Consider the following 21,335-nt stretch of genomic DNA (forward strand, 5'->3'; position numbering starts at 1 on the left):
GCAATGAGATCAGGATATAAAATTACACTGCTTACCTTATTAACGGTATTTTTCTTTGCCTCTGCCAATGCGCAAACAAAGAAAAAGATGGAGAAAAAAACCACCAAGACCACCACTAAAAAAACGGTGGTTAAACAGCCGGTAAAAAAAGCAGCCACACCAAAGCCATCAACCAAAACAGCGGTACAACAAAAAGCCAATGCAAAAAACCTTGGCGATGCTGCATCAAAAATTAGTGCCGACACCACTAAAAAGGCAGGTAACACCGATAACCCTAACAACGAAGCCAGCCTTGCAGAGGAAATTGTAGTAACAACATCTTACAAGCCAGTATTGGCCGAGGCCGTAAAGATCCGTCGTAACCCGGACCTGGAAGACAAGCAGCCCTACAAGGCGCCGCTTGCTTATGCCCCAATAGATAGAAAACTATCTCAGGACAACAATATCCGCCAACTGGATGCTATGAAAAGGCCTGCAGAGCAGGATTCTATGCTGCTGAACAATTATGTTAAAGCAGGTTTGGGAAGCATGAAAACCAGTATTGCCGAAGGTTACTTTAGCAATGGCCGCGATGAAGCTTTGCAGGTAGGTGGTTTTGTAAAACACTTTGCACAATCGGGCAGCATAGAGAAACAAAGCGATGCGCACCAGGAAGTCGGCGTATTTGGCAAAAGCGTTACGGAAGACATAACGCTTAGCGGCAGGCTTAACTACAAGCGCCACGCTACTTATTTTTACGGGTTTGATGATAATAATCCGCGCCCTGATTTTGATCCTCAAAAACAGACTTTCAACACATTTGGTGGCGAGGGCGAGATCTCAAAAAACTTTAAGGATGAGGAAAACCCGCTTACCTATGCAGCAAAAATTAAAGGTTACGTATTTAGCAATGCCTTTAACGCGCGTGAAAACAACATTGTGTTAAGCGGTTTCCTTAACAAAACGGTTAAGCAATTTTATGCAGGCCTGGCAGCATCAATAGATGTAGGTACTCAAAAAGATAGCTTGTACTCTAACAACAACAGCATCTTAAGGGCAAACCCTTATATTAAGTTCCAGGGAGATAATTACAAGATAGAAGCCGGTGTAAACCTTGCCAAGGAGTTTGGTTTTTCATCTCGTTTTTACATCTTCCCTGCAGCAAAGTTAGAAGTACAGGTAGTACCAAAATACGTGCGTTTGTTTGCAGAGGCTAAAGGTGACGTCAACAAAGCATCGTTGCTTGATTACATCAACATCAACCCGTTCCTGGGCCAAAATATTAATCTTGTTAACTCTGTTGATAAGCTTGATATTACACTGGGCTTAAAAGGTACTCTTGCGCCCGGCCTCGCGTTTAAAGCGGCAATTTTCCGCAACAGTATCAAGAACCTGCCACTGTTTGTTAACAACTTTGCTGCAGAGGGAAACAAGTTCCAGGTGATATATGATAATGGAGATGCACGCGTTAGCGGCTTTAACGGCGAACTGGATTACAAAGCAAGCGACGATTTTAACCTGTATGGGCGTATTGAGGTTAAAGATTACAAAATGGCCAGCGAAGCGCAACCATGGAACCTGCCTAAGTTTGTACTAACTGCAGGTACAACTATCCATATAAATGATAAAGTTGATATCAATGGCTCGTTGATGTTCCGTGGTAGCACGCAAGATCCGTTGCAGTTAACAGGAAGCACAGCAACTAATCCGCTTTACACACAAATACCATCCTTTACTGATCTGAGTGGCGGCGCAACTTATAAAGTAAACAAGCAACTATCGGTATTTGTACAAGCCAACAATATCTTAAATGCAGGTAACAAATCGTGGGTGTACTATCCTGCTTACGGATTTAACATATTTGGTGGTGTAGGCTATGCATTTTAGTCGTTTTGAGGTTTTATAATTATACGTACTTTTAGCGAATGGATGTAGGCAATTATATAAGCGAACTGCTGGCGCAAAAAGGCGAGGTAAGCGTACCAGGTTTGGGATATTTTGCGCATACCCGGGTTAACGGTTATTATAATGAGGCTGATGGTAAATTTTACCCGCCTACTTACAGCGTACAGTTTGATCCTCAGATTATTGATGATGATTCGCTGGCGCAGCATATTGCCGATAAAAAGAAGATATCGGTAGCTTCTGCTAAATATTTTACTGAAAAATACATCAACGGCCTTAAACTGCAAGCTCAAACAGAAGAAGCTGCATTGGCCGATTTGGGTTGGTTTTACATAGAGCAGGGCCGTTTGTTTTTTAGTGCCAACAACGAGCAAGGTACCGATCCAAATTTTTTTGGTTATGAGCCCGTTGCTTTAAACAGGATAGGCAGCGCACCAAAACACGAAAATGTTTTTGCGCCAACAGCAACACCTGTAGAAACCGCCGCTCCTGTTGCTTACACTGAACCCGAGACCTTTGCGGTAGCACCTGAAGGTTACCCTGATAATGCTGAAGAGCTACAATATCAAAGCGACGAAGAGTACGAAGCCCAAATGGCACGTGAGGAACGCAGCCGCAAGCGAAGAGGAAATTGGATATTTATCATTAGCATATTACTATTTTTTGCGCTGGCCGTATTCCTGGTTTACCGGTTCAATCCAAACGTCTTCAATTTTGCATCAGTAAAAACAGCAGTTAGATCAAAAACAAAGGATACTGTTATCAATGCTAAAGTTGTGGCGGTTAGCCCGGAAGATACTACTTCTGAATCATCTGCCGATACCATAAAGCGCGCTGTGCATCCTGATATAGAAACAGGGCTACCGAAAAAAGCTGATAGCACGGTTGTAAATAAAGAAGAACCTGCCGAAAATAACGCAATTGAAACAAAAGAATCTACAACAGGACCACGTTATGAGATAATGGGTGGCTCGTTTAAAGATGACAAAGAAGCCAATACGGCAATTGCCAATTACAAAAGATTGGGAATAGAAGCCCACATTGTTAGCGACGCACCGGGCAAACGCAAAAAAGTTAGCCTCGGGACTTACAAAACACGTAAAGAGGCCGAAGAGGTCCGTAAGTCGATGATAGCTAACAAGAAGGTTAATAAAGACATTTACACTTTAGAAATTAAACCAAAACTATGACGTTATTAATGCAGGTTACGGATACTGCCTCTAAATTGATTGATACCGCACACCAGGCTGCAGCACAGCAAGTAGCTAAAATACCTGATGAAGAATTACGATTTGGCGACCTGCTGATAAAAGGGGGTTGGGTAATGATACCAATTGGTATCCTGGCTGTTTTGGGCCTTGTAATATTTTTTGAACGTTACTTTACCATCCGCAAGGCATCAAAAGACGAATCGCATGTGATGCAGCAGGTGCGCAGCAGCGTAATGTCTGGCAATTTACAATCAGCTATTGCTATTTGCCGTAACAGCAACTCGCCGCTTGGCCGCATGCTGGAGAAAGGTCTGTTGCGTATCGGTCGCCCGATTAAGGATATTGAAGGCGCAATTGAAAACGTTGGCAAGCTTGAGGTATCAAAACTGGAAAAGAACATTGGTATCATCGGTATAGTTGCCGGTATTGCGCCCATGTTCGGGTTCCTGGGTACCATTGCCGGTGTAATCAAGATCTTTTACGATATATCCAAAACAGACAACATCTCCATGGGTGTTATCTCGGGTGGTTTATATGTAAAAATGGTAACATCGGCAGCCGGCCTTTTTGTTGGTATCATCGCTTATGTATGCTACCATATCCTTAACATGATGGTAGATAAGGTGATATTGAAACTGGAGACCGATGCCATTGAGTTTATTGATCTGTTAGAAGAGCCAAGCAAATGAATTTAAGAAAAAGAAACAGGGGCGCATCAGCAGAGGTACACACCTCGGCCATGAACGATATTATGTTCTTCCTGCTGTTGTTTTTCCTTATTGCATCAACCGTTACTAATCCTAACGTAGTGAAACTGATGCTGCCGAAATCATCAAGCGGGCAATCGGTATCTAAAAAAACCATCAACGTATCTATCGATAAAAACCTGGTTTATACCATTGATAAAAAACAGGTGCCGGTAGATCAGTTGCAGCCTACCTTGCAATCATACAAGAGCCTGGCATCAGAGCTGACAATTGTATTGTACGTTGACCGCACTGTGGCTATACAAGATGTGGTAGCTGTGATGGACATAGCTCAAAAGTTAAATATTAAAATGGTACTGGCCACCGAGCCCAAAGCGTAATAAGAGCCAAGTATTTAGTATCGAGTATTTAGACACAAGTTAGTCTTGATACTTGATACTTGATACTAAATACTAACTACTAAAAACCAATGCAATACAGGGAAGAAAATAATTATCCGAAGGCATTTGCTGCAACAGGCATAATACTGGGCATTGTAATGGCATTATGCTATTTCATTGTTTTCCAGATGCCGGTTAAGGAAGAAGATGGCACGGGTGGCATCCTTGTAAACTACGGTACCGTTGATGAAGGAATGGGCAGTGACTACACCAGTACTGAAGAACCATCTGTAGCTGAAAAGGCCAACAAAAGCCAACCTGATAAAGTTACTCCTGCCCCACCTACTGAACAAAAGGTTGAGGCAGACCAAAGCGATAAGAACGTTGTTACTCAAAATAACGAAGATGCACCCGAAGTAACCGCCAATTCAAAGGCGCCAAGTAAAACAGTTGCCACAACCCCCACTAAAACCGAAGCCAAACCTGCCGTTAACCAAAATGCTTTGTACAAGGGCAAAACCAACAACGGTACAGGCGAAGGTGATGGTACAGGAAGCACGCCAGGGAACCAGGGAAAAACAACCGGTACCACACTTACTGATAACTACAACGGAACGGGATCCGGTAACGGCGGTAACTCATTAACGGCACGAAACTTTTTACGCCCGCCCGCCAAACCCAATGTAACCAATACCGAAGGTAAAGTAGTTATCGAGTTCAGGATAGACGGAGATGGAAATGTTGTATATGCAGGCGTTGGCCGTGGCTCAACCATTATAGATGGCGACGTTGTTGACAAGTGTATCCAAGCGGTTAAGAACGCCAAAGTTAGTCCATCGGCCAACGTAAGTGAAACGCAAACTTATCGCCAAACCTTCGTATTTAAACGCCAGTAATCATCCTGATTTTATCTTAAGTTTGCATCGTCATCCATAGCTATGGATCATCGACCATGAACTACACCGAGACACTCGATTACCTGTACACCCAGTTGCCAATGTTTACGCGCGACGGTGCATCTGCTTTTAAAAAGGACCTGACGAACACTATAGCACTTTGCGAACTGCTCGATAACCCTCAACACAAATTTAAAAGCGTTCATATTGGCGGCACAAACGGCAAGGGCTCAACATCCCACATGCTTGCCGCAATTCTGCAGGTTGCAGGTTACAAAACAGGTCTTTACACATCACCTCACCTGCGCGATTTTAGGGAACGCATCCGTGTAAACGGGCAAATGATAAGCGAGCAAACCGTTATTGATTTTGTGGCGGCCAACCAGGAAGCGTTTAAGCATATACAGCCTTCCTTTTTCGAGATGACCGTTGCTTTGGCCTTTGATGTTTTCGCGAAAGAGAAGGTTGATATAGCAGTTGTGGAAGTTGGACTGGGCGGCAGGTTAGACTCTACCAACATCATTACTCCCCTCCTGTCGGTGATAACGAATATAGGCTGGGACCATATGAATATGCTGGGTAATACCCTTGAATTGATCGCAGGGGAAAAAGCAGGGATTATCAAACCAGGGATACCCGTGATTATCGGCGAACATCAGCCTGAAGTTGCAGACGTGTTCATCGAGAAAGCTCGTAAAGAAGGAAGCAAGATCTCTTTCGCATCCGAGGCTAAGCCAAAAGTAAAAAGTAAAAAGTCAGAAGATAGTGCCCTGCTTGAAGTGTCTTTGGAAACGTCCGACCCGGAACTCCAGCCTTTCAACTTCCAGCTTGATCTCACCGGCACCTACCAGCTTAAAAACGTTAAAACGGTTTTAACCGCTGTTGATGAACTTCGCAAGCAAGGGTTTAACATTACTGATGAGCATATTGCTACAGCGCTAAAACAAGTAAAAACGCTTACCGGCCTGCATGGCCGTTGGGAAACGCTAAGCACCTATCCACTTACCATTTGCGACACCGGGCACAACCCCGATGGCATACAGGAGGTGATGAAAAATATAGCAGCTGTGCAATACAACCACCTGCATTTTGTAATAGGCATGGTAAACGATAAGGACAGCAGCAAAGTACTCAGCATGCTTCCAAAAGATGCTACCTACTATTTTTGCAAACCAGATATCCCCCGCGGACTGGACGCTGAAACTTTACAAGAACAAGCCGCAGCATTTGATCTTCGTGGAGAAATCCATCCGTCTGTAAAAGCCGCCTATAAGTCTGCTCAATCGGCAGCCGATAAAAACGATCTGGTATTTATAGGCGGTAGTACTTTTGTGGTGGCGGAGGTTGTCTGAACTCTTCTAACTTGTGATTCTGATGGACAGCGAAGAATCTTTCAATAGTTATAAGAGCTGAAAGATGCTTCGTTCTTCAGCATGGCAAAAAGGAGCTGTCATGGTGAGCCTGTCGAACCACTCATCGCTTTTACAGGTCTTCGACAAGCTCAGACTGACAGCTTTTGTATCCCATTTCAAAATCTTAATTTAGCCTAAAACCAAAACTCATGATCTACCAACCATCATCAGAACGATATAACCAAATGCGTTACCGCCGTTGCGGCAAAAGCGGTATTAAACTGCCCGAAATTTCATTAGGTCTGTGGCATAATTTCGGCCATGTGGATGTGATGGAAAACTTCCGCAAGATATTGCATCTCGCTTTTGATAGCGGCATAACCCACTTTGACTTAGCTAACAATTACGGTCCGCCGCCGGGCAGCGCCGAGGAGAATTTCGGCAGGATATTGAAAGCTGATTTTCGCGGCTACCGGGATGAGATGATCATCAGCAGCAAAGCAGGCTATACGATGTGGGATGGCCCTTACGGCGATTGGGGTTCAAAGAAATACCTTGTTGCCAGTCTGGACCAAAGTCTTAAGCGTATGGGTCTGGATTATGTAGACATTTTCTACCACCACCGCCCTGATCCTGAAACACCACTGGAAGAAACCATGGCTGCGCTTGATCTGATCGTTAGGCAGGGTAAGGCACTGTACGCAGGTATATCTAATTATCCTGCTGCGGAAGCTGCAAAAGCCATTGCGATGCTGAAGGATATGGGGACACCTTGTTTAATTCATCAGCCTAAATACTCCATGTTTGTTCGTGAATCTGAAGAAGGTTTGCTGGATGTTTTAGGCGAAAATGGTGTTGGCTGCATACCATTCTCACCATTAGCTCAAGGCCTACTGACCAATAAATACCTGCACGGCATTCCTGAAGATTCGCGGGCAGCAAAGTCAACCGGCTTTTTACAGGAAGGACAAGTTACAGAGGAAGTAGTTGCCAAAGTAAAACAGCTGAACACTTTAGCAACCGAACGCGGACAAACCCTTGCCCAAATGGCGCTGGCCTGGCTGCTTAAGGATGAGCGCGTAACATCGGTACTCATCGGCGCCAGCAAACCCGAGCAGTTAGCAGATTCGCTGAAGGCCCTGGATAATATTAATTTCTCGGGAGAGGAATTGGAACGGATAGAAAAGATTCTTAATTAACATGTTCTAACAGACGAGTAGTTGCGGGAAGACCCGATAGTTATTAGGATAAATGGTAATAACGTATTGAGACATTAAGGCGTACTAAAAAGTACGCCTTATTTTTTAACAAATATTAACAGGCGGCGTCTAAACGTTACAAACAATAAAGCCCAAATTAGCGCTGCTTAAACTCTTTCATGAGAAAATACCTGATCTTCATATTATCGTTCCTTACACTTCCGGGTTTAGCACAAACGCTTGTGCTTAGTGGCAAAGTAACGGATGATGCCGGGAAACCTATCCCCTTCGCATCGGTTTATGTTCGCAATACAACAAAAGGCACCTCTGCCAATAGTGACGGAGGATATACCCTGAACTTAACTAAAGGCCAATACGAAGTATTATTTAAAGCTGTAGGTTACAAACAGGAAAGCCGCAGCGTTAACCTGCTGGCAGACGCGAAGATCGATGTCAGTTTAAAAACAGAGCAGTATCAACTAAATGAGGTATCGATAAAAGCCGGCGGGGAAGACCCTGCTTACGACATCATCCGTAAGGCGATCAAAAAACGCAAGACCTATCTTAACGAAGTGAACGCCTACACCTGCGAGGTATACATAAAAGGTTTGCAGCGTTTGCTGGATGCCCCGAAAAAATTCCTTGGGTTTGATGTACAAAAGTTTGCCCTCCAGAACGGACTCGACTCCAACCGAAGGGGTATCATTTATCTATCAGAGTCGCAGTCAAAATTAAGCTTTATGAAGCCTGATAAGGTGCACGAGGAAATGATCTCATCAAAAGTATCGGGGCGTAACCAGGCATTTAGTTTTAACCGCGCCGGTGATATAAGGGTGAATTTTTATGAGAACCTGCAAAATTGGGAAGGACTTAGCAACCGCCCCGTCATCTCGCCCATTGCAGATAACGCCCTGAGTTATTATAAATACAAACTGATTGGCGCTACAATAGAAAATGGCGAGACCATTAACAAGATACAGGTAACCCCGCGTAACCTTAACAACCCTTGCTTTAGCGGGTACATTTACATTTTGGAAGACAGCTGGCGCCTGCAAAGTTTATCGCTTTACATCACCAAAAAAGCTAACATTAACTTTGTTGATACCCTGCGGGTGGATGAGCAATACGTGCCTGTAACCAATAAAGTTTGGATGCCGGCGTCCATGAAATTTGAGTTTAACGGCGGTTTTATGGGCTTTAAATTTGCGGGTTACTTTGTATCGTTATACAAGGATTACGAAGTAAACCCGAAGTTAGATAAAAGCCAGTTTAAAGAGGTCTTGCGCATAAGCAAAGGAATTAATAAACTCGATTCGGTTTACTGGCAGCAGCAACGCCCTATCCCGCTTACCGATGAGGAGCGGACCGACTACAAAAAGAAAGAGGTGCTTGCCGCCAAACGCGAATCAAAGGAATACCTGGATTCGATAGACAAGGAGAACAACAAGGTTAACATAACCCGGCTGGTGCTGCGTGGCTATTTTCACCGCAACCGTTTTAAACACGAGTACTTCACTACCAACTCTTTGTTGAGCGCGGTCCAGTATAACACGGTAGAAGGCTTATCCCTTAATTACGGCGTTACATTCAGCAAGTTGATAGACAGTCTTAATAATCGCCGTTTTGCAGTGTATGGTAACGTGCGCTATGGTTTTTCAAACAAGTTATTTAATGCGTATGGCGGTTTGGTGGTTCCTGTTGGCCAGGCTACTTTAAATTTATCAGGAGGCTCTACCATAGCCGACCTCAACGACCGCGAACCTATGTCGGCTTTTGTGAATACGATACATAGCCTTCTGTATCGCCAAAACTATAAGAAACTTTACCAGAAACAGTTTGCTTCGGCGACGCTTAGCACCAGAATATACGGTGGCTGGCAGGCCAGTGCATCCGCAGAGTGGGCTAATCGCAAGTGGTTGAATAATACAGAGAATTATAGTTTGTTCCATCCTAAGGGTAACGATTTCACATCGAATAATCCATTTGTACCGGATGCCGATGTTCCGTTGTTCGATAACAACCAGTCGTTTAAGGTTACCTTGCGCAGCACCTATGATTTCAGCAACCAGTACGAAACCTACCCAACCGGCAGGCGTTACCTGCCATCAAAGTACCCAACCATTGGTGTGAGCTTCACCAAAGCAATTAAAAACGCTATCGGTTCTGATGCCGATTACAGCCTTATTTCCGCAGATGTTACCAAAAGCGATATCCCTGTTGGTTACTATGGTAAATTCTCGTTTTGGGTAGGTGCCGGTAAGTTCTTTGATGTAAAAAACATTTATTATATGGATGCGCGCCAATTCTCAGGAAGCCAGATAACCGCTTACAGAGTTGGGATAGATAAATTTATGCTGCTAAACTATTATGGTTACAGTACAAGTGACAAATACCTGGAAGCACATGTGGAACAAAATTTCACAGGACTTTTCATTAACAAAGTACCGCTGTTGCGCAAACTCAAATTACAGGAGATTGTGGATGTAAACTATTTAACCACCCCCGCACTTAAAAACTATACGGAACTGGGCTTCGGCTTCCAAACCAATTTTGGTTTAAGGGTAATGTACGGCACATCATTTAACACAGGCGAAGGAAACGTGAAGAACGGGTTGAGAGTGGGATTAAATTTTTAATTTCTTAACAATTTTCCAGCGCTTTGGTTATTATCATAAAACGCCCATTTTATGAACTACTACGACTTTTATGTGATCGGCATTGGTGCTTCGGCAGGTGGGCTTGACCCATTAGTGAAAGTTGTAAGCAGCATACCGGCAGGTACCAACGCGGCAGTCATCCTAAACCAGCATTTACCTGCGGGTACGCCAAGCAACCTTGGCAAACTGGTTGAGCGCAATACCAAAATGAAGGTTGTTGTAGTTGAAACCATTGAATACATTGAGCCGGGCAACCTCTACGTAATGGCAAGCGGCATGCAATATAAATTAGATGGCCGCTTTTTGCAGGTTGAGGATCGAAACGTTAGCGACAAGATCAATCACACCATCGATACACTTTTCTTTAGCCTGGCCAAAGTAGTTGCTGATAAAAGTGTTGGAGTTATCCTATCGGGCACCGGTACCGACGGCCTGCAGGGTGCTAAAGCTATTGAAGACCAGAAAGGTTTGGTGATCGTTCAAGACCCGATAACCGCGGAATTTCCATCGTTACCAAAAACACTTATAGCCAATGACCATCCCGACTATGTGCTTAGCCCCGACGAGATAACCCAAAAAATATGTGAGTATACGGGTGTAAGAGCTTTAAATAGCTAAACTGGCTAATATCTGCTTTACCTTTTATGACGATATAGCACGCTGAAAACCTTTTGACTTTTTACTTTTGAATTTTGACTTTGCAAGGGTATCTTTGCCCATGCAAGAAAAAATCCTTATTCTTGACTTTGGCTCGCAATTTACCCAACTCATCGCGCGCCGTGTCAGGGAGCTCAATATTTACTGTGAGATCCACCCTTTCAATAAATTTCCTGAAGTAGACGGCAGCGTAAAAGGTATCATCCTTTCGGGCAGCCCTTATTCTGTTCGCCAGGACGATGCGCCTCATTTTGAGTTTGCTAAGCATCACAAAAACCTTCCGATTTTAGGCGTTTGCTATGGTGCACAGTACGTTGCCCATTTCAACGGCGGCGAAGTGTTAGCATCAAGCACCCGCGAATACGGCAGAGCCAATTTGGATTACATCAAGCCGGATACTGTACTGTTTAAAGATGTACCGCAAGGCTCACAGGTTTGGATGTCGCACGGAGATACCATTGCGCGCATTGCAACTGATTTTGAAATTATTGCCAGCACCGATAGTGTGAAGGTTGCGGCTTACCATATTACCGATACAAAAACTTACGGTATCCAGTTTCACCCGGAGGTTACCCACAGCAGTGATGGCAAACAAATTCTCCAAAACTTTTTGGTAGATATTTGTGGTTGCGCACAGGATTGGACGCCAGATTCTTTTATAGAAACCACCATTGCCGAGCTAAAAGCAAAACTGGGCGATGATAAAGTAGTATTAGGCCTGTCAGGCGGTGTAGATTCATCTGTTGCTGCAGTGTTACTGCACCAGGCTATTGGCGCTAACCTGCACTGTATATTTGTTGATAACGGCTTGCTGCGTAAAGATGAGTTTCAATCGGTGTTAGACTCTTACCAGCACATGGGTCTCAACGTTAAAGGTATTGATGCCAAGCAACGTTTTTACGATGCGCTGGCCGGTTTAACCGATCCTGAAAAGAAACGTAAAGCCATTGGCCGAGTATTTATCGAAGTATTTGACGATGCTGCGCACGAGATACAAGGCGTAAGCTGGCTGGGCCAGGGTACTATTTACCCTGATGTTATCGAGTCTGTTTCTGTTAAAGGCCCATCGGCTACTATTAAATCGCACCATAATGTAGGCGGCCTGCCTGATTTTATGAAGCTGAAGGTAGTTGAACCGCTTAATACCCTATTTAAAGACGAAGTACGCAAGGTAGGTGCCGCTTTAGGTATCGATCAGAATATATTAGGCCGCCATCCTTTCCCGGGCCCTGGCTTGGCTATCAGGATATTGGGCGACATTACGCCGGAGAAGGTTGACATTTTGCAGCAAGCTGATGCGATTTATATCAACAATTTACGCTCAGCGGGTGTTTATGATAAAGTTTGGCAAGCAGGCGCCATTTACTTACCGGTACAATCGGTAGGTGTTATGGGTGATGAACGTACCTACGAGAACGTGATATGCCTGCGCGCAGTAGAATCATTAGATGGTATGACGGCCGATTGGTGTCATTTGCCTTATGACCTGCTGGCCAAGATCTCAAACGAGATTATCAACAACGTAAAAGGAATAAACCGGGTAGTATATGACATCAGTTCGAAACCACCGGCCACTATTGAGTGGGAATAAGTGGTTATTATTTGTTTTAGCTGTGGTAATTGGTGCATGTTCGCCCAAGGTGAACCCTGTATCTAAACCCGCCAAAACAGGAACTGAACAACCCCAGGATAAAACCGAAAAAGCTCCGGAGCAGCCGCAGGCCAAACCGCCTGCGGCAAAAGCTTCCGTTATTTCGCTCATATTGCCTTTAGGGCTTAATTATGCAGCCGCAGGGCAAAGCTACACAGCGGTTAAATTGCGGTCGGCCAACATGTCTGTAGAATACTACCAGGGCTTTAAGCTGGCCCTCGATTCTGCAGCCTCTGAAGGTGCAAATTTCAAACTCCAGGTATTTGATACTAAGGACGATATGGCACAGGCACACAGCCTGGGCTTAAACCCGCAGGTTAAAGCAAGCGACCTGATAGTAGGCCCCGTTTTTCCGGAGGATATCAAAGCTTTCAGTTCATCGTTAACGGCACCGGGTAAAGCAATTGTATCTCCACTTTCGCCTGCTGCACCGGAAACGTTCAGAAATCAAAATCTGGTTACTATGACGCCGCCGCTTGAGTACCATGCAAAAGGTGCTGCGGAGTACGTAGCAAAGCAGCTAAAGCCAAAAAAGGTATTTATTTTAACTTCGGGTTTCAGTGATGAAAAGGCTTATAGTTCGCCTTTTAAACGCACCATCGATAGCTTAAGCAAGCGCAAGATACAAGTTATAACTACAACCATTAGCAGGGGCAACTTAACGCCGATAGTTAAAAACCTTTCGGCAGCTGAGCAAAACATCTTTTTAGTACCATCTACCAAACAGGCTTTTTTGATGGTAACGCTGCGCTCATTAGATACACTTTCGAAAAAGTTTCCTGTTACAGTTATCGGTCATCCCAACTGGGAAAAATTTGCATTTTTAAAACCAGCACTTTTGCAGCGCTTGCATACGCACATTACATCATCAGACAAGGTTGATTATAAAAGTGGCGAAACAAGCGCTTTTCTACGTAGCTATCGCCATGCTTACCATGCAGAGCCCACAGACTTTGCCATAAAAGGGTTTGATGAGGGCCTGTATTTTGCACGCATGCTGGCAGAAGGAGAAGATATGCGCAAACCAGATCTTGAAGATTTCACCGGATTGCACAACAGCTTCCACTTTAAAAATATTCCGGGCCAGGGTTGGGTAAATACGCATGTCGATATACTACGATACGAAAATTTTTATCTGAAAAAGGTTAAATGAAAGCGGTAAATCAACTAAAGACGTTTCAGCGGATAATGAGTGAGTATCCGGCAGATACGCCTTTAAGTAAGTTTTTACCGGGTTTCTATCGCCAGAACAAGCAAATGGGCTCTACTGACCGCAAGGTTGCAGGCCGGTTGGTCTATAATTATTTCAGGCTGGGCCGCGCGTTGCCAAAACTGCCGCCTGAAGACAGACTGATGGTTGCCGAGTTTTTGTGCAACACACAAACCAACTCTTTTCTGCAGCATTTTAAACCCGATTGGGCAGCGTGTATAGCATTTAATATAGACGAAAAGATAGCACTGGTTAAAACTACGTACCCTGATTTTAAGCTGGAAGATGTTTTCCCGTGGAGTAAAGAACTATCAGATGGGATTGACAAACAAGCCTTTCTGAAGTCTTTTTTTGTACAGCCGGATCTTTTTATCCGTTTAACCAAAGGCTTTGAGCAACAGGTAAAGGCTGAGCTGACCAAAGCCGACGTGAAGTTTAAGGATGAAGGCGACAATTGCCTATCGTTGCCAAACGGTACACGCCTGGATGTGATATTTCCTAAGCAGCATTGGTTTGAGATACAGGACTTGTCATCGCAACAAACGGCGCATTTCTTTAAGCCTAACAAATGGGATAGCTGGTGGGATGCCTGTGCGGCATCGGGCGGCAAATCGCTCTTACTCCACAGCCTGCAGCCAGATATAAAGCTGGTAGTATCTGATATCAGGGAATCTATCCTTTCCAATCTCGACGAACGTTTCCAGCAAGCGGGATTGATGAAATACCAGAAAAAGGTAATGGACCTAATGCAAAACAACGAACAGCTATTGTACAATTACGCTTTTGACGGTATCATCCTCGATGCCCCTTGCAGCGGTTCGGGCACGTGGGGCCGTACGCCGGAAATGATCAGCCAGTTTGAGCTACACAAGGCAGATTTTTTTAAACGATTGCAGCAGGGTATTGCTAAAAACGTTGCCAAACACCTTAAACCCGGCAAACCGCTGATATACATTACCTGCTCTGCTTTAAAAGCCGAGAACGAAGATGCCGTTAATTATTTAACCAAAGAGCTTGGCCTGCGACTGGAAGAACAACAGGTTTTAAATGGCTACAACCGCAAGGCAGATACCATGTTTGTTGCAAGATTAATTGCCCCGGAAGTTCCAGCCGGAAATGAGGCCGAATTATAAATTAACTTACAATAATAACAATAAAAAAGCCCGGTTTGCAGTACAAACCGGGCTTTGTATTTAAGAAAGCATCAGGTAATTACTTACCCAATTTCTTTTTCAGGTTTTCGTCAATAGCTTCTAAAAACTCTTCGGTGTACAGGTAATCTGTTCCATGCTCAACCTTTGGTTTAATGGTAATAGCAAGGTCTTTCGTCATTTTACCGCTCTCAACAGTTTCAATACAAACCTGCTCTAAAGCGTGGCAAAAATCTATCAGCTCCTGGTTACCATCCAGTTTACCACGGAACTCTAAACCACGTGTCCAAGCAAATATAGATGCAATTGGGTTGGTTGAAGTTGGGCGGCCTGCCTGGTGCTCGCGGTAGTGACGGGTAACTGTACCGTGTGCTGCTTCTGCTTCCATAACTTCGCCGTTTGGTGTAACCAAAGTAGAGGTCATTAAACCTAATGAACCAAAGCCTTGGGCTACGGTGTCAGACTGTACGTCGCCATCGTAGTTTTTACAAGCCCAAACAAAGTTACCGTTCCATTTAAGGGCCGATGCAACCATGTCATCAATTAAGCGGTGCTCGTAAGTAATGCCGGCAGCGTCAAATTTAGCTTTGTAATCGTTTTGGTAGATCTCTTCAAAAATGTCTTTAAAACGGCCATCGTATTTTTTAAGGATGGTGTTTTTGGTAGACAAGTATAAAGGCCAGCCTTTCATTAAAGCCTGGTTAAAACATGCGTGCGCAAAACCTTTGATGGATTCGTCGGTGTTGTACATAGTTAAAGCAACGCCATCGCCTTTAAAGTTAAATACCTCAAAAGATTGTGGTTCGCCGCCATCCTCTGGTGTAAAGGTTACGGTAAGTTTGCCTTTGCCTTTAGTCAGGAAATCGGTAGCGCGGTACTGGTCGCCAAAAGCGTGGCGGCCAATGCAGATAGGCGCTGTCCAGTTTGGAACCAAACGTGGTACATTGCTCATTACAATAGGCTCACGGAAAACGGTACCGTCCAATATATTACGGATAGTACCATTAGGTGACTTCCACATTTGTTTTAAGCCAAACTCTTGTACGCGTTGCTCATCAGGCGTAATGGTAGCACATTTGATACCCACACCATATTGCAGTATAGCGTTAGCAGCATCTACGGTTACCTGGTCATCTGTTTCGTCGCGATACTCGATACCAAGGTCATAGTACTTAATATCAACGTCAAGATATGGTATTATTAATTTGTCTTTTATAAACTTCCAGATGATGCGGGTCATTTCATCACCGTCCAGTTCAACAACCGGATTTGCTACTTTAATTTTCGACATCGCTTGTTATGATTTTATTTTAACGGTTTCAAACATACATATTTTTTTATTTGCAAAGATTTATACCCTCAACTAATTACAAAAAGTTGTTTTTTAAAATGAGGCTGTTACCTTTACATTCAATCTGTGCTCCCTAATGCAGTTTATTGTTCATTATGACCAAATTGTTCATTAAAGGTACTTTTTTAACACTGGCATTTGCGGTTATCTCTTTGGCTGCTAAAGCCCAGATAGGTTATGATTATGCCCAGTATGATTTAGGCTTGGGTGGAGCTTACAACACTGTTTACGGCGATGCACAAACAACCAAAGGCACTCCTTCTGCTGCCGTTAGTTTCAATTTTAATCAAACACCTTATGCCAATTACATTTTTGAAGTTCAGGCAGGTACTTTAGAAGGTGGCGATAAACTATCTACCACGGGCAGATATTTTAAAAACTCTTACACAGCTTTGGTTTTTAGAGGGCAGCTGCAAGCTGGCGAAATTATAGATTACAGTGGCGGCGGCATCATGGCGGGATTGAAAAACCTTTACCTTTCTACTGGTGTGGGTTACGTGCTTAACAACATGAAAGACATCAATCGCGTTTCGCAGAAACTTCAATATCCCAACGGCGACCCGTTTTATTCTGGCGGTCTCAATAAAAGCAACGAGCTGTATATACCCGCCCGCATAGGTTACGAGTTTAAATTCTTTAACCAATACAGCCAGCCTTCATTTAAGATAGACGTTGGTTATCAACTAAATTTTGACCTTACCGATAATTTGGATGGCTTCACAGCTGGCAAAAGCAAGGATGTGTGGTCGCAGATCAGTATCAACCTAAAATTTGCGCTTGGCGGCGTAACCTCATATCGTAAAACTTTATAAGAACCGTTTTTGGCAAGATTTTGGTTACTGTTTTATAAACATTTAAACCTATGAATACCACCGAGCCAAATGACGATTTTGTAACCGACCCTGAAGATAGGAACACACCCCTTGAAGGTGAAAATGATGACATTGTAGATGATGAGAACCTTAACTACGATGAAGAAGCTAACAGTTACGAATACGATATAAAGGGCGATAACGAAGATTACGATCACCCGGACCCGTACGATACTACCGCCAATAATGGTGAGGATATCGATTCTACATATGACGAAGCTAACCCGTATGATACCAAAGGTGAATACGATGCCGACCGTTCGTTAGAAACGGATGCAGAATCATTAGGGATGCATATTGACAGTGGTAAGATAGTTGAGCTAAACCCGCGCGACGAAGCATTAGCTCACACGCCCGAAGATGACAGGGATGACCTGGACGAGGAAGGCTATCCTAAAAATGATACACCAGAGAAATAATCAATACCAAGTAAAAAGGACGGCCCGATAAGCCGTCCTTTTTATTTAGTCTATACTTGTTTACTCAATCTACACTTGATCAATCGAAATCGAGGTTAAACCTGCTCCTTAATTCCAACAATTGAGGGTTCTTTGCAGCCAGATACTGAAATTTTTCTAACGAGGTATAAGGTTTACGCACAGCAGTAGTTTCCTCCACCCGTACATTTACTTCAATATCAAAATTTCTAAGGGTGGTACGCAGGTAATTGAGCAAATATGGGCGCTCTTCTTTAAAGGCTGCCTCCTGTACTTTGTTTGATACAACTATCTCGTAAATTTCCTTGTTGATATGTTTTGGAGCGTTAGCTGTAAATATGGTCACCAGGCTCATGGCTTTACCATCGGCTTTTATCTTGGCCGCATAATTACTCCAGCTTTGCAGAAACTGATCTTGCGTAAAGGCTTCTTTGTCCTCACCCTTTAGATACGGATCTTCTTCTTCCTTAGCTTCCTCTTCTACTATTTTACCCAATTCATTAAACTTGGGTATCTTAATGGAAGAAGTCGGAATATTTATGTTTGGCACAAAGCTGTTTACTTTCTCTGCAGCAGGTTCTTTGACTGCAACAGGTTTGGCGCTTAATGACAGTGTAGCGCTTACCGGAGCAGAAGTGACAGGCGCCGACTGCGATATTTTACCTGTATTGTAACTTACAGGAGTATCGCGAACTATAGCAACATCGTCATTTATTTTGGATTGCGGCGGTGACTGATTTACTGAGGTATCAGGTTTTTTTTTTAACTCTCCGTTGGGAGCAGCTGCATTACCGGCCGGCATACTTGCCAGGTTAAACACGGATTGCAGGTTGCTCATTTTCAGCAACGCCAGCTCAACCTGTAGCCGCTGATTCTTACTCTGCTTATAACCTATCTCGCATTGGTTGGCAATATTCATGGCCGATAACAGAAACGATGCCGACGCCGCCTGAGATTGCTGCAGATAACGCGCCTTGATGGTTTCGCTTACCTCGAGCAATTTAATAGTAGAGGTATCTTTACCCACTAACAAATTCCGAAGGTGTTCTGACAGACCTGAAATGAAATGGGCTCCGTCAAAGCCCTTTGATAATATCTCATCAAAAAGCAATAGCGTTTGAGCGCTGTCTTCTTGTAATAATCTATCGGTTATGTTAAAGTAGTAATCGTAATCGAGGATGTTAAGATTATCTATTACGGCTTTATAAGTAACATTGGCACCGGAGAAGCTAACTATCTGATCGAACATCGATAACGCATCCCTTAAACCGCCATCCGCTTTTTGGGCGATGATGTGTAAGCCGTCATCCTCGTAAGAGATGTTTTCTTTTTTGGCGATATTGGCAAGGTGCCCCGACATATCCTCTACCCTGATGCGGTTAAAATCAAAGATCTGGCATCGGGAAAGTATGGTTGGCAGTATTTTATGCTTCTCTGTTGTAGCTAATATAAATATGGCATAGTTAGGTGGTTCCTCAAGCGTTTTCAGGAAAGCATTGAATGCAGCCTGAGATAGCATGTGCACCTCATCGATAATATAAACCTTGTAGCGTGCTGCCTGCGGCGGTATACGCACTTGATCGATCAGGCTGCGAATATCGTCAACCGAGTTATTTGATGCAGCATCAAGCTCGTGTACGTTAAAAGAATTGCCGTTCTGGAAAGCACGGCAGCTATCGCACTCGCCACAAGCTTCACCATTTGGCTGTAAATTGGTACAGTTGATGGTTTTTGCCAGGATACGCGCGCATGTTGTTTTACCCACCCCACGTGGCCCGCAGAATAAAAATGCCTGTGCCAGCTGATTATTTTTGATAGCGTTTTTTAACGTATTGGTTATATGTTGCTGACCAACAACGGTTTCAAACGTTGCCGGGCGATACTTACGTGCCGAAACAATAAAATTATCCACAGCCACTAAGGTAGCAAGAAAATGGCTAAGCTGAAAGGCTAAATCAGTATTTAAAGGCCGGCAAACTGAAGCTTATTGCAGGTCGTCATCCGGTAAATGATCAGCATCTTCAGGGTCAGGCTCATTCACATCGTCTCCAACGCGTATCTCCTTCAAATCGTTACGCCACTCGGTTTGGTCTTCAAAATCCTCGTCTTCTTCATCATCCCAACTTCCCTCTTTTGGCAGGCTTTCGTCGGGGGTATTCAGATTTAACTCGTCGGCAAGGTTATCAGAACCATCGCCGTCGTCATCGGCGCCTGGGGCTTGCATTAATAAAATTGCATATTCTAAAGCGTTGAACGCATGGGGTTGATAGCAGTAATTCATGGCGATGTTATTTGATTTGAGAACGACAAATAACATGCCATGTAACCAATTGATAAGCCTATTTTAAAATTTCGATCGCGGTGATCTCTTTTAGCTGAAAATATCCTTTAGCACCAGGCAAATAGGCTTCCGTTTGCTTCCAGCATATCTTTAATTTCTTTCCAACCAACCCAGTTATCGGACCGGTAAATTTATCATAGCCTTGAAACTGTCCAAACCACAAAAATGATTTCTCTTTACCGCCGCTTAAAATTACAACATAATTAAAGCCTTTGTTATCTATCCGTTTAAATGTTCCAATGCTTTTGTTGCTAATATCAGCATCGTCATCTCGTTCTTCTAATTCCTTTGATGCCATTTTTATAGATATTTCTGAAAAGGCCTGGCAATTTTGCCTAAACAGGTTTTTACCTATATCAATACCAATCTGTCTCATGCCAGCTTTATCACCCGTATCTACATGCTTTTCCTCGGCAACTTCGAATAACAGGTTGGCATGCTTTACGAAACAGTTTGTAAAGATGGCGGTAGCATCAGCTTTGCCTTTAACAGTTTGCAGGTCAACCCTGGTTAAGCAATTGCAAACGCTATCGGTCATGGCTTTTCTTTAGGCCTAAAGAAGTTTGGCCATTGGCAATTAAAAACGTAGCACCTGCGATAAGCGTTAGTAAAAGTTTTTTCATCTAATTGATCAATAGTTTAAAGGGCTGAAAATATGGATATTTGTCTTTGAAAATAAATTTATTCTTTCTACATTTGCAGCCCCGATATACTGGGTAAATAATTAAAAATCAATTTATAATGCAACAGTACGAAACCGTGATCGTTCTAACCCCGTTGCTTTCAGAAGACGTTGCGAAAGAGGCAATTGCCAAATTCACAAAGATCTTAACTGATGGCGGAGCCGAAATTGTCCAAGAAGACAATTGGGGTTTGAGAAAATTAGCGTACCCAATTCAAAAGAAAACTACAGGGTACTATCACTTAACTGAATACAAGGCTCCGGGTGATTTAATTAACAAATTGGAGGTTGAATTCAGACGTGATGAGCGCGTTCTGCGTTTCTTAACTATTGCTTTGGATAAACATGCCATTGCTTACAACGAGAAAAAACGCAGCGGTGCTTTCAACAAAAAACCTGCAGCTAAAGCGGAGGAGAACAACTAATGGCAAACGACCAAATTAAATACGTTACTGCTCCAAAAGTGGAGGATAACCGTAAAAAATACTGCCGTTTTAAAAAGAACGGTATCAAATACATCGATTACAAAGACGCTAACTTCCTTTTAAAATTTGTTAACGACCAGGGTAAAGTATTACCTCGCCGTTTAACAGGTACTTCATTGAAGTTTCAGCGTAAAGTGGCACAGGCTGTTAAACGCGCGCGCCACATCGGTTTATTACCTTATGTTACAGACTCATTAAAATAATCAAGGAGG

The 21,335-nt window shown here is 43.5% G+C and carries 20 protein-coding genes; 16 read left to right on the forward strand and 4 right to left on the reverse strand.

Features of this window, described 5'->3' with window-relative positions; all coding sequences use genetic code 11:
- Positions 1-3: 3 nt before the first annotated feature.
- The 12 genes from FPZ42_RS00995 to FPZ42_RS01050 all read left to right on the forward strand — a co-directional run bounded on the left by FPZ42_RS00995 (position 4) and on the right by FPZ42_RS01050 (position 14,937).
- A complete protein-coding gene (locus tag FPZ42_RS00995; protein ID WP_146268636.1) occupies positions 4-1,866 on the forward strand; it encodes a TonB-dependent receptor in 1,863 nt (620 codons plus the stop codon).
- Between the two features lie 38 nt (positions 1,867-1,904).
- On the forward strand, positions 1,905-3,074 hold the full coding sequence (locus FPZ42_RS01000) for an HU domain-containing protein (protein WP_146268637.1): 1,170 nt from the start codon (positions 1,905-1,907) through the stop codon (positions 3,072-3,074).
- A complete protein-coding gene (locus FPZ42_RS01005; protein ID WP_146268638.1) occupies positions 3,071-3,784 on the forward strand; it encodes a MotA/TolQ/ExbB proton channel family protein in 714 nt (237 codons plus the stop codon). The genes FPZ42_RS01000 and FPZ42_RS01005 overlap by 4 nt, the downstream gene beginning before the upstream one ends.
- On the forward strand, positions 3,781-4,182 hold the full coding sequence (locus FPZ42_RS01010; RefSeq protein ID WP_146268639.1) for an ExbD/TolR family protein: 402 nt from the start codon (positions 3,781-3,783) through the stop codon (positions 4,180-4,182). The genes FPZ42_RS01005 and FPZ42_RS01010 overlap by 4 nt, the downstream gene beginning before the upstream one ends.
- 89 nt (positions 4,183-4,271) lie before the next feature.
- Positions 4,272-5,078, forward strand: a complete 807-nt coding sequence (locus FPZ42_RS01015) for an energy transducer TonB family protein (RefSeq protein WP_146268640.1) — start codon at positions 4,272-4,274, stop codon at positions 5,076-5,078.
- A 56-nt stretch (positions 5,079-5,134) separates the two neighbouring features.
- Positions 5,135-6,430, forward strand: coding sequence for a bifunctional folylpolyglutamate synthase/dihydrofolate synthase (locus tag FPZ42_RS01020; RefSeq protein WP_146268641.1), 1,296 nt, complete (start codon positions 5,135-5,137; stop codon positions 6,428-6,430).
- Between the two features lie 209 nt (positions 6,431-6,639).
- Entirely contained in the window at positions 6,640-7,629 is a 990-nt protein-coding gene (gene mgrA / locus FPZ42_RS01025) for an L-glyceraldehyde 3-phosphate reductase (protein ID WP_146268642.1), read from the forward strand.
- Positions 7,630-7,808: 179 nt separating this feature from the next.
- Complete coding sequence (locus FPZ42_RS01030) at positions 7,809-10,265, forward strand: DUF5686 and carboxypeptidase regulatory-like domain-containing protein (RefSeq protein WP_146268643.1); 2,457 nt, start codon at positions 7,809-7,811, stop codon at positions 10,263-10,265.
- Between the two features lie 51 nt (positions 10,266-10,316).
- A complete protein-coding gene (locus FPZ42_RS01035; protein WP_146268644.1) occupies positions 10,317-10,904 on the forward strand; it encodes a chemotaxis protein CheB in 588 nt (195 codons plus the stop codon).
- Between the two features lie 100 nt (positions 10,905-11,004).
- Positions 11,005-12,534 carry a glutamine-hydrolyzing GMP synthase gene (guaA, locus tag FPZ42_RS01040; RefSeq protein ID WP_146268645.1) on the forward strand — a complete coding sequence of 510 codons (1,530 nt, stop codon included), beginning with the start codon at positions 11,005-11,007 and terminating at the stop codon, positions 12,532-12,534.
- A complete protein-coding gene (locus tag FPZ42_RS01045) occupies positions 12,491-13,747 on the forward strand; it encodes an ABC transporter substrate-binding protein (protein ID WP_146268646.1) in 1,257 nt (418 codons plus the stop codon). The genes guaA and FPZ42_RS01045 overlap by 44 nt, the downstream gene beginning before the upstream one ends.
- Positions 13,744-14,937 carry an RsmB/NOP family class I SAM-dependent RNA methyltransferase gene (locus FPZ42_RS01050; RefSeq protein ID WP_146268647.1) on the forward strand — a complete coding sequence of 398 codons (1,194 nt, stop codon included), beginning with the start codon at positions 13,744-13,746 and terminating at the stop codon, positions 14,935-14,937. The genes FPZ42_RS01045 and FPZ42_RS01050 overlap by 4 nt, the downstream gene beginning before the upstream one ends.
- Before the next feature lie 79 nt (positions 14,938-15,016).
- Here the strand turns inward: FPZ42_RS01050 and FPZ42_RS01055 are convergent, their stop codons facing one another.
- Positions 15,017-16,246: an NADP-dependent isocitrate dehydrogenase gene (locus FPZ42_RS01055; RefSeq protein ID WP_146268648.1), complete on the reverse strand. Its 1,230-nt coding sequence runs from the start codon at positions 16,244-16,246 to the stop codon at positions 15,017-15,019.
- 155 nt (positions 16,247-16,401) lie between these two features.
- Here FPZ42_RS01055 and FPZ42_RS01060 point away from each other — a divergent pair, with 155 nt between their 5' ends.
- Both FPZ42_RS01060 and FPZ42_RS01065 read left to right on the forward strand, forming a co-directional pair.
- Entirely contained in the window at positions 16,402-17,118 is a 717-nt protein-coding gene (locus FPZ42_RS01060) for a hypothetical protein (RefSeq protein ID WP_146268649.1), read from the forward strand.
- 50 nt (positions 17,119-17,168) lie between these two features.
- Entirely contained in the window at positions 17,169-17,597 is a 429-nt protein-coding gene (locus tag FPZ42_RS01065) for a hypothetical protein (protein WP_261382202.1), read from the forward strand.
- Between the two features lie 79 nt (positions 17,598-17,676).
- Here FPZ42_RS01065 and FPZ42_RS01070 read toward each other — a convergent pair whose 3' ends face one another.
- The 3 genes from FPZ42_RS01070 to FPZ42_RS01080 all read right to left on the reverse strand — a co-directional run bounded on the left by FPZ42_RS01070 (position 17,677) and on the right by FPZ42_RS01080 (position 20,494).
- Positions 17,677-19,527 (reverse strand): DNA polymerase III subunit gamma/tau, encoded by a 1,851-nt coding sequence (locus FPZ42_RS01070; protein ID WP_146268650.1) that lies wholly within the window; start codon positions 19,525-19,527, stop codon positions 17,677-17,679.
- Between the two features lie 72 nt (positions 19,528-19,599).
- On the reverse strand, positions 19,600-19,896 hold the full coding sequence (locus FPZ42_RS01075) for a hypothetical protein (protein ID WP_146268651.1): 297 nt from the start codon (positions 19,894-19,896) through the stop codon (positions 19,600-19,602).
- 58 nt (positions 19,897-19,954) lie between these two features.
- Positions 19,955-20,494, reverse strand: coding sequence for a hypothetical protein (locus tag FPZ42_RS01080; protein ID WP_146268652.1), 540 nt, complete (start codon positions 20,492-20,494; stop codon positions 19,955-19,957).
- Positions 20,495-20,697: 203 nt separating this feature from the next.
- On the opposite strand from FPZ42_RS01080, the gene rpsF reads away from it, so the two are divergent.
- Both rpsF and rpsR read left to right on the forward strand, forming a co-directional pair.
- Positions 20,698-21,063, forward strand: a complete 366-nt coding sequence (gene rpsF, locus FPZ42_RS01085; RefSeq protein WP_117393838.1) for a 30S ribosomal protein S6 — start codon at positions 20,698-20,700, stop codon at positions 21,061-21,063.
- Positions 21,063-21,326, forward strand: coding sequence for a 30S ribosomal protein S18 (rpsR, locus tag FPZ42_RS01090; RefSeq protein WP_095705209.1), 264 nt, complete (start codon positions 21,063-21,065; stop codon positions 21,324-21,326). The genes rpsF and rpsR overlap by 1 nt, the downstream gene beginning before the upstream one ends.
- Positions 21,327-21,335 lie beyond the last annotated feature (9 nt).

The sequence above is a fragment of the Mucilaginibacter achroorhodeus genome, assembly GCF_007846095.1.
Lineage (GTDB): Bacteria > Bacteroidota > Bacteroidia > Sphingobacteriales > Sphingobacteriaceae > Mucilaginibacter > Mucilaginibacter achroorhodeus.